Below are 13,893 nucleotides of genomic sequence, written 5' to 3'. Positions count from 1 at the left end.
CCGCGCTCCATCAAACGCACGGCCTCGCGCTTGAACTCGGCAGTGAATCTCTGTCTTTCCATCCAACACCTCCGGGGTTGTCCCCATTCTCAGGTGTCTATGGAAGGCGGGCCACTCCAGGTACATTTATCGACAGCAAGCAAGTTGCTGCCTTTGTTGTATGCGATGCTGGTGGCGTGCATCTGCGCGAGAACGGGACATTCGGCAGTTCAGCATTGCCTGCCCCATAAACGTCCCGAAAGCTGAAACCCCACCTTCGCATCACGCCACAAGCCCTCATGCCCTATCCATCCCTGCCTTCCCTATCCCCCTCACCACGCCGCCGGCGTGGCGCACGGATAATGCGATGGATTGCTCGGCAAACCCGCGTTCACCAAACCCATAACATGGCCTACGACGGCCTCGACCGGCTGACCAGTGCCAGCTCGCCGATGTTCGGCACCGCCAGCTACGCCTATGACGCGCTGGACAACCTCACCCAAGTCAGCCTCAGCGGCGGCAGCCTGCCACGCAATCAATACTATTGTTACAACAGCGACAACAACCGCCTGCTGTTTGTGCGCAGCGGCCCGCAGTGCACCGACAACGCCAGCCCCGCCGTCACCGCACTGACCTATGACCTGCAAGGCAACCTGGCCAGCAAAAACGGCACCGGCTATACCTTCGACTACGGCAATCGCCTACGCAGCACCGCCGGCCAAAGCTACCGCTACGATGCCGACGGAAGAAGAGTCCGCCAAGACAACGCCGGCACCAGCCTGAAGTACAGCTACTACGCCAAAGATGGCCGCCTGCTCTGGCAACGCGACGAACCCAACAGCAAGCGCATCAACAACGTCTATCTGGCCGGCAGCCTGCTGGCCGAAATCACCCGCCCCATCGGCAACACCACGGCCACCATCAGCTACTTCCACACCGATGCATTAGGCAGCCCCATTGCCAAAACGAATGCAGCCGGCGCTATCATCGAAACCAGCGAGTACGAACCCTACGGGAGGCTACTCAACCGACAAAACGATGACCGCGCCGGGTACACCGGGCATGTGATGGATGCGGTGAGCGGGCTGACGTATATGCAGCAGCGCTATTACGATCCCGCTATCGGACGATTCCTCTCGGTTGATCCCGTCACCGCCTACAGCAACCCGATGGGTGCGTTTAACCGCTACTGGTATGCCAACAACAATCCCTACAAGTTCAGTGATCGTGATGGGCGATGGCCAACGAAGATCCACGAAAACATCATTGACAAAGCCTTTCCTGGCTTGAGTGCAGCACAGCGTGGCACGCTCAAATCCGCAAGCCGCTCTATGGACAGCGTATCGAAGGGCGGCCAAAGCAAGGGAAGCAGCTATCAGCATTCGATGAGAGCGCCATCTCAAAGTCCCGCTGATGCAAAGACGGCTTCGCAAAAATTCATTAGTGGTCAAGAGGCAGCCGCAAAGAAAGAGCAGGGGAAAATGCCTTCGTCGGTTGATGGCTTGAAATCTGAGTCACTGACATCTGCCGGTAACGCTATGCACACTGCAACCGATGGGACGTCCCCTGCGCACACCGATTCTAACGGTGATCCGAAAGTTTGGTCCGGCTTGGCGCACCCTGCTGCTGCGTATCAGCATAGTCAAGCTGAGGCTGCGATCTCCAATGCTCAAATGGATACTGCGGTGAATGCAGCCCAAGCGGTTTTTCGGGCAACATATGGCGATGATCTTTACCAACAGGCAATTAAGACCGATGGTAACTAAGCTATGGACAAGGGCTCTGCAAACACCAAGAGATGAGGGATGAGAAGCGATGAAAAAGATTCTTGGGTGCATCATCCTTGGTGTCTTGACGTTCTACGCGATATCAGCGATCGACTACTTGCCATATGAATCGAGACTGGTCGATCTTCAGGACATGCTGAACCTTCCAGGTGTGATGGTTTTTGGAATGCTCTGGCCGGAGGGCATACATTCGGAGGGTGGTGGAAATTGGGTAATCATTCCATCGCTGGTAAATGTTTTGTCTTATTCTGTTTTTTGGTTTGTTGTGGTGGCGGCAGTGCGGCGGCTTAAAAAAAAATAAAACAAAGGGAAAACAAATGGGACGGATGGAATTAATCCCCGCCCATGACGCACAAGGCCCGCATTGCGGGCCTTGTTGTTTGTGGCGCTGGTGATTGGCTTAGCGCGTTGCTTGCGCGATCACGGCATCGATCATCTGCGCGACCATGCGTTGTTTGGTGACAGGCAGTGCTTCGATCTGTTGAAACAAAAGGGACGGAAGATGCTCAGCGCTGGGATCGCATCGCCATGCCCTTATTCCCTACAACTCCCCCAGCCCCGTGGCGCAGCCATCTGCGCCGATTTCCAGCAGGCGCAAGGTATTGGTGGCGCCTTTGGTTTCCATGTGTTCGCCACTGGTAAACACCACGCGGTCGCCGGGGTTCAATAAACCTGCTTCGACCAACAGGCGGATGCTGCCGCGGGCGGCTTCGCGCGGGGTTTGGCCGCGGCTGTCGTAGTCCATGGCGAACACGTCGCGCATCAGTGCCATCTTGCGCCGCGCAGCGGCGTGATGGGAAAACGCATAAATCGGTACGGCGGAACGAAACCGCGACAGGTAGCGCGCGGTACCGCCGGATTCGGTCATCGCTACCACTGCGCGCACGCCGACGTGTTCGCACAGGAACATGGTGGCCATGGCGATGGCTTGGTCGGCGCGGGCAAGACCACGCTTGGCTTGTTCGAAATCGGTATCGGCTTCGAATTGTTTTTCCGCGCCCATGCAGATGCGCGCCATCGCCTCAACCGCCTTCACCGGCCAACTGCCGGCGGCGGATTCTTGTGACAACATGACAGCGTCGGTGCCGTCGATGACGGCGTTGGCCACGTCCAGCACTTCGGCGCGGGTGGGAATGGGGCTGTCCACCATGGATTGCAGCATTTGGGTGGCGGTGATCACCACTTTTTCGCGGGCCACGGATTCACGGATGATTTTTTTCTGCAGCCCGGGCAGTTCGGCATCGCCAATCTCCACGCCCAGATCGCCACGCGCCACCATCACCACGTCGCTGGCATCCACGATTTCGGTCAGGTTTTCAATTGCTTCGGCACGTTCGATCTTGGCCACCAGCGCGGCGTTGCAGCCATGTGCACGTGCCACCCGGCGCGCTTCGTGCATGTCTTCGGCATTGCGGCAGAACGACACCGCGATGAAGTCCACCTGCATGCCCGCGGCAATCACGATCAGCTCGCGGTCTTTCTCGGTGATCGCGCCCAGTGACAGCCCGCCGCCTTGTTTGTTCAAACCTTTGCGGTTGGACAACACGCAATCGTTGAGGATGGTGGTGACGATGCGTTCGCCCTCCACCGCCGTCACTTGCAATTGCACGATGCCATCGTCCAGCAACAGCACATCGCCTGCGACAACATCGCCCGGCAATTCCAGATAACTGACGCCCACTTGGGTGGCATCGCCCGGCGGCACACCCAGCCGCGCCACCAGGTCGAAACGGTTGCCGGCCTTGAGTTGCACTTTGCCGTCGGCAAACGTCTCCACCCGGATTTTGGGGCCGGGCAGGTCGGCCAGAATGCCCACTTCGCGGCCAAGCTTGGCCGCCATCGCCCGCACCGCTTCACCACGCGCCACTTGCGCCGACGGGTCGCCGTGGGAAAAATTCAACCGCACCACATCCACCCCGGCACGCAGCACTGCTTCCAACACCTCGGGCGGGTCGGTAGCCGGGCCAAGGGTGGCGACGATGCGGGTGTGGCGGCGTTGTTGTGGTTGTGCGGCGGTCATAAATGGCGGAATGACATCGTTGTCTAAATGATTCTTCCACGCTATCACAGCCGCACGCCAGGTGCTGCATCCTGCAAACGATTAAATCGCACGCGCTGCCAATGCCGCGACCGCCGGCAGGGTTTTGCCCTCCAGAAATTCCAGGAACGCACCGCCGCCGGTAGAAATGTAGGACACCTGTTGTTCGATGCCGTATTTATCGACTGCGGCCAAGGTGTCGCCGCCACCGGCAATCGAGAACGCACTGGAGGCCGCAATCGCACGCGCCACCGCTTCGGTGCCGTGACCAAAGGCGTCAAATTCGAACACACCCACCGGGCCGTTCCAGACCACGGTGCCGGCCTTGGCGATCAGGGCGGCATAGGCGGCGGCGGTTTGCGGGCCGATATCGAGAATCATGTCGTCCGCACTCACTGCATCCACCACCTTCACTGTCGCCGGCGCATCAGCGGCGAATGCGGGTGCCACCACCACATCCAGTGGCAACGGAATCTCGGCCCCGCGTGCTTTGGCATCCGCCATGATCTGTTTGGCGGTATCCAGCAGGTCCATTTCCACCAGCGATTTGCCCACGCCGTGGCCCATCGCGGCGATAAAGGTATTGGCAATGCCACCGCCGACGATCAACTGATCGACCTTGCCCACCAGATTGCCCAGCAATTCAAGTTTGGTGGACACCTTGCTGCCCGCCACAATCGCCAGCAGCGGCCGCGCCGGGTTGGCCAGTGCTTTGTCCAATGCATCCAGTTCGGCCATCAGCAGCGGGCCGCCGCAAGCTTGCTTGGCAAACCGAATGGCACCGTGGGTGGAGGCTTGCGCACGGTGTGCAGTGCCGAATGCATCCATCACATACACATCGCACAACGCGGCGTATTGCTTCGACAACGCCTCGCCATCGGACTTCTCGCCGATGTTCATGCGGCAGTTTTCCAGCAGCACCAATTGCCCCGGCGCAATCTCCACGCCGTCCAAATAATCCTTGATCAAAGGCACATCAAAGCCCAGCAATTCCGACAAGCGCGCGGCCACCGGTGCCAGCGAATCGGCTGCGCTCCACACGCCTTCTTGCGGGCGGCCCAAGTGTGAGGTGACCATCACGGCAGCACCTTTTTCCAGCGCCAATTTGAGGGTGGGAAGCGAGGCCGTGATGCGCAAGTCCGAGGTCACCCGGCCATCGGCCACTGGCACATTGAGGTCTTGGCGGATCAACACTTTCTTGCCGGCAAGATCAAGGTCAGACATGCGTGAGATGGTCATGGGCGGGGCATCACAGTGCGAAAAGGAGGCCCATTGTCGCGTTGCACTGGCGCAGGTTCAAATCCCGCGCTTCGCCGCCCTGTGCCATCAGGCACTGACGCCGTTGCGGCCTGCCGCCTTGGCCCGGTACAGCGCGGCGTCGGCACGATGCAGGAGCGCCTCGATGTCCCGATCACCCGTTTGGCAAACCGCAACGCCAACACTGACCGTCAGCCGCCCACTGGGTGCTTTGGCGTGGGCGATGTCAGCATCAAACACCCGCAAGCGCACACGTTCCCCCACCTGCAACGCCTGCTCGATGGTGCTGCCTGGCAAGAACACCGTGAACTCCTCGCCACCGGGGCGCGCCAAAACATCATCGGCATGCAGCAGCGCACTGCGCACTGCGCCAGCGAACCGCCGCAATGCACTATCGCCCGCAAGATGACCATAGTGATCGTTATAACTCTTGAAAAAATCGATATCGAGTGCAAGCACAGCCAAAGGCGTGCCGGAGATCTTGAATTGTTGCCACAAACGTTCGCCCTCCTCGACGAATCCACGGTAATTCAAGCACCCAGTCATCGCATCGGTTCGGCTGATGAGCTCAAGTTTTTGGACAGCCTGCCGCAACGATTCAGTACGCTCTTCGATCACAGCCTCGCGCTCACCCAACACCTGATTCAATTCCTCGAAGGCGTTGTTCATGCGCCCGCCCAGCTCGCCGATTCCGTCCGCCAATGGCTGCAACTCCTCTGGCAGGCGGCTACGAAGCGCCGAATCCAACTTGCCACCCAAGGCATATCCATGCAGGCTGGCCAACAGGTAGCCGATATTGTGCCGAAGCATTTGTCGCTGCAGCCACAGCGCCCACACCATGCCCAGCAAGGTCACTGCCAGCAGCGCAAACAGCAACAACAAGCGCGGCCGCAACGGTGCCAGCAAGATCTCGCGCGGCGCCACCAGTGCCAGCGTCCACTGGTTACGCATGGCCACGGCTTCCACATAGGTATCGCCAGGCTCGCGCAGCAGGTCGCGCCGGAGCTCTACGCGCCCACTGTGATCTGCGGCGAGCGCCATCTCGCGTAGTGCCATGCCCTGCCGGCCGGCGTCATCCAACGATTTCCAACGGAGTCCTGCGCCGGCGTACACCACGCGATTACTGCGATCCAGCAATAGCAGTTCGAAATTCCGGCGCGCCAAACTTTCGGCACTCAAGCGGGCGATGCTCTCGACAGGAATGGCAGCCTGCAGCACCCCCTCGAAGCGATCCTGACGCAACAACGGCGCAGATACCGCCACCACTACTTCACTGCCATAAATCGGGCGTTGATACGCGTCTGAAATATAGGCACGAAACTGGTTGTGATTGACCTTGAACCAATCTTCAGCAGATACATCGACGACCACTTGCGGCTGCTCCCGCAAACGCGTATCGCGCATTATGACGACCCGTCCATGCGCATCCACATGCAATGCTCGCAACATCGAGGGGTAGATCTTCAGCAGCCGCGACAACTCCTCACCGCTTACAACTTGATCATCAGCCACTTGATCGGCCAACAACCGCACACCGGCCTGTTGTGATTCAAGAAACTCATCGATAAGGCTGGCACTCAAGCGTGCATTGGCGTCCAAACGCAGCATCAAATCGTTGGAGTCGCGCTGCCATTGGCTCCACAACATGGCCACGCTGAACAACAGCACAGGCAGCAGTGCGGTCAGCACCAGCCCCAGCGCCAATCGTTTGCGCAGACTCCACTTCGATGCAGCCACAGCCCCTCCTAAGCTCTTTTGTACCATGCACGCCATCGGTCTGGCGGCAACATCGCCGGATCGTGACCGACTGCAAATCGACGCTTCAGCCCCCGCGCAGCAACGGCAGCCGTGGACCCAATGGAATCGGTGCCCGCCCCGGCTCCGGCAACCCCAACCCATACCGCAAACTGCGGCCAATGCGACTGGCGTATTCGTGCACCAATTCGGCTTGCGTGGGGGTGAGCAGCTCATCGGCAGTGGCGCGCCACAACGCCAACCATTCGATGAAGTGTTGGGTAGTGATGGCATGGCCCTGGTGTTTTGCCATCGGATTGCCGCGATAGCTGGCCGCGCGCAAGATGACCGAACCCCAGAATGAGGTTAGCAGTGCCTTGTGCGCGGGCCAGTCGTGCACGGCGGCATTGAACACCGGACCTAATGTGGGGTGCACTTGAATCTTGTCGTAAAAGCAGTCCACCAGCGTCGCGATTTGCGCATGGCTGGGGATGGCAGCGTCGGGGGCGAGAGTGGTGTCCACGTGTCGGCTCATGCTGGTATAGGGGGAAACAATACGATCATCGCTTCCCCATATTATCTGCGCCTGCCATTGCCAATGGGCCTCGGCTACCATCAAGCTGACAAGCAACTGACATACGGCTAGCGCACACCGGCGGGGAGCAAGGCATGCGGGCACTGTGGTTTGAACTCAAACGCCGCAACGTGTTGCGCATGGCGCTTGCCTACGCCGCGCTGTGCTGGCTGTTGTTGCAAGTCGCCGATCTGCTGTTGCCCACCTTTGGCATACCGCCCTGGGTGATGCGGGCGCTGGTGCTGCTGGCCGTGCTGGGCTTTCCGTTGGCGATGATGTTTGCCTGGACCTACGCCTGGACTGACCGGGGCTTGCAACGAGAAATCCCGGCGGCACCTGCCAGCGCCCCTGCAACCGAATCCCCTAGCGCAGATCCGATTGCCGCCTCGATCGCGGTGTTGCCGCTGGTCAATATGAGCTCGGACAAAGAGCAAGAGTATTTCTCCGATGGTTTGTCGGAGGAGCTACTCAACCTGTTGGCGCAAGTGCCTGAATTGCATGTAGCCGGGCGCACCTCGTCGTTTTCGTTCAAGGACACCCAAGCCACGATTGCGCAAATCGGGCAGGCATTGAACGTGGCCACGGTGCTGGAAGGCAGCGTGCGCAAGAGTGGCGCACACGTGCGCATCACCGCGCAGTTGATCGAAACCCGTGGCGGCTATCACCTGTGGTCACAAACCTACGACCGCCAGCTGACCGACATCTTCGCAGTGCAAGACGAGATTGCCGCAGCGGTGGTCGCGGCGCTCAAACTGAAGCTGCTGCCATCGCACCAGCCCAGCCATGCCGGTCACCACCTGCCCGGCCCCGATGCCTACAACCACTTTCTGCTGGGCCGACAATTCCTCAATCGTGCCACCGAAGAGGGCTTTCGTCGCGCCGGTGAGGAATACCGCAAAGTCATCGCGCTGGAGCCCACTTATGCCGCCGCATTGGCGGGCTTGGCATTGGCCGATGCGTATGCCGCGGACTACACCCAAACCGATGCACAGATGTTGGCGCTGCGGGCGCAGGCGCGGGCCACGGTGGATCAGGCGGTCACACTGGATCCAACGCTGGGCGAGGCCTACACCGCACGTGCCGTGCTGCGCTTTGTGTTTGAACACGACTGGGAGGGCGGGGCCAGTGATTTTCGCCAGGCTCTGCACTTCAACCCCGGCGATGTGATGAGCCTGTGGCAATACAGCCGCTTGCTGGCCGCACAAGGCAAGCTGGCAGACGCCTTGACCCAAGCGCAAGCGGCCACCCGGCTAGACCCGCTGTCGGCGCAAGCGTGGGAGATCCAATCCCGCTACCAAATCGCCTTGGGCGATTTTGCCGGCGCGCGTGCGGCGTTGGATCGTGCCTTGGATATCGCTCCCGAACATGGCCGCGCACCTGTTGGCATGGGCCTGTTGTATTTGTTGCAAGGCGATGCCGCAACCGCTGACCACTGGTATGCGCGGGCCGACAACGCCACCTTTCGCCTGTGCGGGCAGACAATGGCGGCGTTCAGTGCTGGCCATGAGGCGGCATCGCTGCAAGCGCTTCAAGAATTAACCGACACCCAAGCGCATACCAGTGCTTACCAAATCGCCGAAGCCTTCGCTTGGCGCGACCAGCGCGACGATGCGTTTGCTTGGCTGCAGCGCGCGATTGTGCAATACGATGCCGGGGTGCAATACATCAAATACGACCCAACCTTGCGTAATTTGCATAGCGACCCGCGTTATCGGGTGCTGTTGCAGCGCATCCGGCTGCCGCTGGATTGAAATCCAGCCAAGGATACGCGCTGAGCAAACACACAAAACCCCGCACGGGGCGGGGCTTTGCTGAAACGATGGCGGAAAATACGATTACTTCGCCATCACCTTGACCATTTCCAAACACTTGTTGGAATAGCCCCACTCGTTGTCGTACCAGCTCACCAGTTTGACGAAGGTATCGTCCATCGCGATGCCGGCTTCGGCATCGAAGATGCTGGTGCGGGCGTCGCCACGGAAATCGGTAGCCACCACTTTTTCTTCGGTGTAACCCAAGATACCGGCCAGCGCACCTTCGCTTTGCGCCTTCATTTCCGCGCAGATTTCGGCATAGGTGGCGGGCGTTTCAAGTTCCACGGTGAGATCCACCACCGACACATCGCTGGTGGGCACGCGGAAGCTCATGCCGGTCAGCTTCTTGTTCAATTCCGGAATCACCACACCCACCGCCTTGGCCGCGCCGGTGCTGGACGGGATGATGTTTTCCAGAATGCCGCGGCCGCCACGCCAATCCTTGTTGGACGGGCCATCAACGGTTTTCTGGGTGGCGGTGGCGGCATGCACGGTGGTCATCAGGCCGCGCTTGATGCCCCATTTGTCATTCAGCACCTTGGCGATCGGGGCCAGGCAATTGGTGGTGCACGAAGCGTTGGAGATGATCGCCTCGCCGGCGTATTTGGCATGGTTCACGCCATACACGAACATCGGGGTGGCGTCCTTCGACGGGGCCGACAGCAGCACTTTCTTGGCACCAGCATCGATGTGCTTTTGGGCGGTATCGGCCGACAGGAACAGGCCGGTGGACTCGATCACCACGTCGGCACCCACGGCATCCCATTTCAAGTTGGCGGGATCGCGCTCGGCGGTCAGGCGGATGCGCTTGCCGTTCACCAGCAGCGCGCCGTCTTCCACCGCTACATCGCCCTGGAAGCGTCCGTGCACCGAGTCATGCTTGAGCATGTAGGCCAGGTAATCCGGCTCCAGCAGGTCGTTGATGCCGACGATTTCGATAGCGTCGCCAAAGTTCTGCACGGCCGCGCGAAACACGCAGCGCCCGATGCGGCCGAAGCCGTTGATACCGACCTTGATTGCCATTGCGGGAAAACTCCTGAGGGAAGATGCGCCGAACCTGACGCGGGGGCTTATCATTTTAGCCTTTCCCCACTCTGCCGGCTTGACCCATGTCCAGAATCCTGCGTTCTTGCTTCGTGATCTGCCTGCTGTGCGTATTGCCCGTCACCGCGGCCTGGGCTTGGGGTGCGTTGGGCCACGCCTTGGTGGGCGAGTTGGCGCAGCGCCACCTGAACCCCAAAGCCCGCGCCGAAGTGTCCAGATTGCTGGCTGGCGAGCCCAACCCCAGCCTTGCCGGCGTGGCCAGCTGGGCCGATGACCTGCGCAACGACGACCCACCGCGGTTCAAGGAAACCCAACGCTGGCACTACATCAATGCCAAAGGCGGCGGCTGCGATTTCGACCTTGCCCGTGACTGCCCCGACGGCAATTGCGTGGTGGGCGCGATCAACAAACAGCTGGCCATCTTGGGCGACCGCAGCCAACCACTGGAAGCACGCCGGGATGCACTGAAATTTGTGGTGCATCTGGTCGGCGATGAACACCAGCCCATGCATGCCGGCAACCGTACCGACAGCGGCGGCAACCGGTTCCAGATCAGCTTGCGCACCCCCATCGCACCCGAAGCCTACGCGCAAAAAAGCTATGTCGATGGCGTGATGGGCACCAATCTGCATTCGGTGTGGGATTACTACATTCTCGCCAGCCGCAAATTGAAACTGCTGGATTACGCCAAGCTGCTGGACAAACAAGCGTGGGATCCTGCCTCTGCGGCCACCGGCACCCCGCTGAATTGGGCCGAGGAGTCCTGCACATTGATCGATGCCAAGGGCATTTATCCACCCGAGGATCAGCACAAGATGGATCACACCTATCTCGATCAAATGCGCCCATTGGCCGAAGCGCGCGTACATGTGGCCGCCGAGAGGCTGGCGAATTTGCTGAACCAGACACTGGGCCAATAACGCTGCACTGAAGCTTGCGCATCATCCCGCGGAGGCGAAGATGACGCGCAAGTGGGACGCAACTCAGCAGCCTTGTTCCTGCGGCCCGGTGGCCCAGCTGCCACGCAAAGATGCCAGCATCGCGTCGTAGCCAGCCAAGCCGGTGCTGGCCGAAAACACAACAGCGATTGCAGTAGGGCGGGTGGGCTTGACTCGGGTGGCCGCTGACGCACCATCCGGCCGAAACTCAACCGGCACCCGCACCTTGCCGGCAATCGCTTTTCCATTCTTCATCGCCGGTTTGAACCGCCACTTCTGTGCGGCTTCAAGAGTGGCGGCATCCAGCTGCGCATTGCCGGATGTGCGTTCGACCTTCAGTCCAGTGACGCTGCCGTTGGCGGCAATATCAACAACCAGCACAACGGTTCCGCCGATGTTTTTTTGCAACGCATCTTTCGGATATTGCGGCGGATTTGCAGTGCGTGAGACGGCATCTATCTGCCCGGGCTGTAACTGCTTCACTTTCGATGCGGGGACAATTGACGCTGCGTTTGCGCTCTTGACGGGTAACTCCTTCGCCGCCAAATCATTCAATGTGACATCCAGCCGCAACCCCTTGAACGCCTTGCCTTCATTTTCCGCGACAGCTACAGAACCAATCTGGATAGCCGCTGGCTTGCCGTTCAGAGCGATTAACTTTGGCTCTGCAACCTGTTTGCCATCTTCATCAATGCGCAGCACCAGGGCCAATGCGGGCTTACCTTGATGCTTGACCCGGGTCACGGTGCCAACAATGACGAAGCGTCTGCCATTGGCATCCGTTTCCAATGAGAACGGCTTGCCTACTTTGCTCACCACGTGCAACACCTTCGGGGCATTCTCATCTACCCGCAGCACGACATCGGCAGCGATACCATCCGCCGGAACAACTACCGACGGTACAGCCGGCTGCGCCGCCCAAGCCGCATAGCCACCGCCCAGCAACAGGCATGTCAGTACGCTGCGACCCAGCCAGCGCTGTGTTGTGGAAACAGGTTTTGCAAGCATTGCGATTCTCTCCTTGAGTGGGTGGCCAAAGCCAAAATGGCAGCCCAGCGGCGATGCTTGCATCACCAACTGAACTTGCAACAACGCATCGCCATAGCAACGACGGGCATGCGGTTGGCGGGCGAGCACGTCGGCATCGCAGGCCAGCTCTTGGTCGTTGCGCATGCGCAGGACCGCGATGTGAAATAACGGGTTGAACCAAAACAGGCAGCGCAGCACTGCCGCAACAAAGTTGCTGCGCAAGTCCCCGCGTGCGATGTGGGCGTGCTCGTGCGCCAGCACCAGCGCACGCTGTTCGGCATTGAAACGGGTGTCGAAATCCGCCGGCAACACCACTTGTGGCCGCCACAAGCCCAATGTGGCCGGCAGCCCCGCACGGGCGGCCTGCGAGCGCCATACACCTGCGTGCGGCACCAGTGGCGTCACACTACGGCGGAACCTGGTCTGCACGCGCCACATCCACAGCCCACACGCAACCGCACCCAGTAACCACATCGCAACCAAACCCCAGCGCCAATCCAACCAAGCAACAGCGGGGGCCGCACGTACCACCATCCATTGCGCCGGCATCACCAACACCTGCGCCAATGGTGCTGGTGCCAACTGCGCCACCGGTGCCGGCAGCACGCTAGCCAGCAACGCGGCAGGTACCAACAACCACGCGGCATACGCCACACCCACCCCAAACGCACGTCGCAGTGGTCGACGCAGGGCCAGCACCATGACAATGGCGGCACTACCCGCCAAAGTGGCTTGCAACAACCCCGCCAAAAGTTCAGTGCTGGGCATCGTCAAGGCCCTCGATCAACTTGCGCAGTTCGGCAATGTCGTTGCGGCTCAATTCTTGATGCTGCGAAAAATGCGCCACCAGCGGCGCAACGCGGCCATCGAACAAGCGATCCAGCAAGCCGCGACTTTCCTTCAGCACCCAGTCTTCGCGCTTGAGTAATGGCGAATACAAATAGCGCCGCCCTTCTTTCTGCGCACTGATCGCGCCCTTGTTGAGCAGACGATTGAGCAAGGTCTTGATGGTGGCCTCTTGCCAATCTTGCTGGCTGGCAAGCGCGGCCGCCACCTCATCCGCACCCAGCGGGTGCTGCCGCCAGAGCACATCCATCACCACCGATTCGGCTTCGCTGATTTGCATCGTTTACACCCGTAATTTTCTCTAGATTACGAATGTAAACAACAAAGTCAAGCGCCGTTCGTCGGGATCCGAGCCACAATCCATTGCAAGTGCCAAGCTGCAGTGAAACCGCTGTGGCTAGCCGCCGGCCCCGATCCCGCGCACGGCAAATGTCACCTTCACCTTGCCGGCGCGTTGAAACACCAGCGCTGCCTCAAAATGATCACCCTCGATCAGCGCTCGTGTTGGCCCAATCAACATCAGGTGATAGCTGCCGGGTTTGAATTCCAGCTGCCCATGCGCAGGTACGATCAGCCCATCGGTAATTTGGCGCATGCGCATCACCCCGCCATCGTTGCGCATTTCGTGAATTTCGATGCGCTTGGCAATCGGGCTTTCCACGCGCAGCAGGCGGTCCTCCGCGTTGCCCGTGTTGACCACGGTAAAGAAGCCGCCAGCCACCGGGGCAACCACCGGTACCGCACGCGACCAGGCATCGACCACCCGCACTTCGCGTTTATCCGCCGCCGATACCGCCAAGGACAGCAGCAGCACCAGCAATCCCGTCACGATTGTTTTCATCATCTGTGTTCT

13 protein-coding genes are annotated in these 13,893 nt (G+C 59.9%); 5 read left to right on the top strand and 8 right to left on the bottom strand.

Going from position 1 to position 13,893, the window contains the following annotated elements:
• The 3 genes from K7B09_RS09380 to K7B09_RS09370 all read left to right on the top strand — a co-directional run.
• Nucleotides 1-230, top strand: a 230-nt coding sequence (locus K7B09_RS09380; RefSeq protein ID WP_223629199.1) for a hypothetical protein, incomplete at its 5' end; no start/stop codon positions are given.
• A 48-nt stretch (nucleotides 231-278) separates the two neighbouring features.
• Entirely contained in the window at nucleotides 279-1,745 is a 1,467-nt protein-coding gene (locus tag K7B09_RS09375) for an RHS repeat domain-containing protein (RefSeq protein ID WP_484600474.1), read from the top strand.
• A 49-nt stretch (nucleotides 1,746-1,794) separates the two neighbouring features.
• Nucleotides 1,795-2,067: a hypothetical protein gene (locus tag K7B09_RS09370; protein WP_223629197.1), complete on the top strand. Its 273-nt coding sequence runs from the start codon at nucleotides 1,795-1,797 to the stop codon at nucleotides 2,065-2,067.
• Nucleotides 2,068-2,307: 240 nt separating this feature from the next.
• Here the strand turns inward: K7B09_RS09370 and pyk are convergent, their stop codons facing one another.
• The 4 genes from pyk to K7B09_RS09350 form a co-directional block, all read right to left on the bottom strand.
• Complete coding sequence (gene pyk, locus K7B09_RS09365) at nucleotides 2,308-3,786, bottom strand: pyruvate kinase (protein ID WP_223629196.1); 1,479 nt, start codon at nucleotides 3,784-3,786, stop codon at nucleotides 2,308-2,310.
• Nucleotides 3,787-3,867: 81 nt separating this feature from the next.
• On the bottom strand, nucleotides 3,868-5,043 hold the full coding sequence (locus tag K7B09_RS09360; RefSeq protein ID WP_223629195.1) for a phosphoglycerate kinase: 1,176 nt from the start codon (nucleotides 5,041-5,043) through the stop codon (nucleotides 3,868-3,870).
• A gap of 87 nt (nucleotides 5,044-5,130) precedes the next feature.
• Complete coding sequence (locus tag K7B09_RS13250) at nucleotides 5,131-6,798, bottom strand: diguanylate cyclase (RefSeq protein WP_223629194.1); 1,668 nt, start codon at nucleotides 6,796-6,798, stop codon at nucleotides 5,131-5,133.
• A gap of 85 nt (nucleotides 6,799-6,883) precedes the next feature.
• Nucleotides 6,884-7,318 (bottom strand): group III truncated hemoglobin, encoded by a 435-nt coding sequence (locus K7B09_RS09350; RefSeq protein ID WP_223629193.1) that lies wholly within the window; start codon nucleotides 7,316-7,318, stop codon nucleotides 6,884-6,886.
• Between the two features lie 146 nt (nucleotides 7,319-7,464).
• Between K7B09_RS09350 and K7B09_RS09345 the strand changes: the two genes are divergently transcribed.
• On the top strand, nucleotides 7,465-9,120 hold the full coding sequence (locus tag K7B09_RS09345; protein ID WP_223629192.1) for a tetratricopeptide repeat protein: 1,656 nt from the start codon (nucleotides 7,465-7,467) through the stop codon (nucleotides 9,118-9,120).
• A gap of 84 nt (nucleotides 9,121-9,204) precedes the next feature.
• On the opposite strand, the gene gap is transcribed toward K7B09_RS09345, so the two are convergent.
• A complete protein-coding gene (gene gap / locus K7B09_RS09340) occupies nucleotides 9,205-10,206 on the bottom strand; it encodes a type I glyceraldehyde-3-phosphate dehydrogenase (RefSeq protein WP_223629191.1) in 1,002 nt (333 codons plus the stop codon).
• 86 nt (nucleotides 10,207-10,292) lie between these two features.
• Here gap and K7B09_RS09335 point away from each other — a divergent pair, with 86 nt between their 5' ends.
• Nucleotides 10,293-11,147, top strand: a complete 855-nt coding sequence (locus tag K7B09_RS09335; protein ID WP_223629190.1) for a S1/P1 nuclease — start codon at nucleotides 10,293-10,295, stop codon at nucleotides 11,145-11,147.
• 63 nt (nucleotides 11,148-11,210) lie between these two features.
• Here K7B09_RS09335 and K7B09_RS09330 read toward each other — a convergent pair whose 3' ends face one another.
• The 3 genes from K7B09_RS09330 to K7B09_RS09320 all read right to left on the bottom strand — a co-directional run bounded on the left by K7B09_RS09330 (nucleotide 11,211) and on the right by K7B09_RS09320 (nucleotide 13,884).
• Nucleotides 11,211-12,962 (bottom strand): TonB family protein, encoded by a 1,752-nt coding sequence (locus K7B09_RS09330; RefSeq protein ID WP_223629189.1) that lies wholly within the window; start codon nucleotides 12,960-12,962, stop codon nucleotides 11,211-11,213.
• The gene (locus tag K7B09_RS09325) at nucleotides 12,949-13,320 is read right to left on the bottom strand and encodes a BlaI/MecI/CopY family transcriptional regulator (protein WP_223629188.1); all 372 of its coding nucleotides are present in this window, start codon (nucleotides 13,318-13,320) and stop codon (nucleotides 12,949-12,951) included. Before K7B09_RS09325 ends, K7B09_RS09330 begins: the two co-directional genes overlap by 14 nt.
• 117 nt (nucleotides 13,321-13,437) lie before the next feature.
• Nucleotides 13,438-13,884 (bottom strand): copper chaperone PCu(A)C, encoded by a 447-nt coding sequence (locus K7B09_RS09320; protein WP_223629187.1) that lies wholly within the window; start codon nucleotides 13,882-13,884, stop codon nucleotides 13,438-13,440.
• Nucleotides 13,885-13,893 lie beyond the last annotated feature (9 nt).

The organism is Thermomonas beijingensis (genome assembly GCF_020034655.1).
GTDB lineage: Bacteria > Pseudomonadota > Gammaproteobacteria > Xanthomonadales > Xanthomonadaceae > Thermomonas > Thermomonas beijingensis.
The sequence above is the reverse complement of the archived record's forward strand: the minus strand, read 5'-3'. Positions and strand labels throughout refer to the sequence as shown.

Excerpts from the sequence above, each read along its gene's own strand:
- K7B09_RS09360 (WP_223629195.1), bottom strand. The coding sequence starts at position 5,043 with ATGACCATCTCACGCATGTCTGACCTTGATCTTGCCGGCAAGAAAGTG.
- K7B09_RS09330 (WP_223629189.1), bottom strand. The coding sequence starts at position 12,962 with ATGCCCAGCACTGAACTTTTGGCGGGGTTGTTGCAAGCCACTTTGGCG.
- gap (WP_223629191.1), bottom strand. The coding sequence starts at position 10,206 with ATGGCAATCAAGGTCGGTATCAACGGCTTCGGCCGCATCGGGCGCTGC.
- K7B09_RS09345 (WP_223629192.1), top strand. The coding sequence starts at position 7,465 with ATGCGGGCACTGTGGTTTGAACTCAAACGCCGCAACGTGTTGCGCATG.
- K7B09_RS09375 (WP_484600474.1), top strand. The coding sequence starts at position 279 with ATGCCCTATCCATCCCTGCCTTCCCTATCCCCCTCACCACGCCGCCGG.
- K7B09_RS09370 (WP_223629197.1), top strand. The coding sequence starts at position 1,795 with ATGAAAAAGATTCTTGGGTGCATCATCCTTGGTGTCTTGACGTTCTAC.
- K7B09_RS09335 (WP_223629190.1), top strand. The coding sequence starts at position 10,293 with ATGTCCAGAATCCTGCGTTCTTGCTTCGTGATCTGCCTGCTGTGCGTA.
- K7B09_RS09320 (WP_223629187.1), bottom strand. The coding sequence starts at position 13,884 with ATGATGAAAACAATCGTGACGGGATTGCTGGTGCTGCTGCTGTCCTTG.
- pyk (WP_223629196.1), bottom strand. The coding sequence starts at position 3,786 with ATGACCGCCGCACAACCACAACAACGCCGCCACACCCGCATCGTCGCC.
- K7B09_RS09325 (WP_223629188.1), bottom strand. The coding sequence starts at position 13,320 with ATGCAAATCAGCGAAGCCGAATCGGTGGTGATGGATGTGCTCTGGCGG.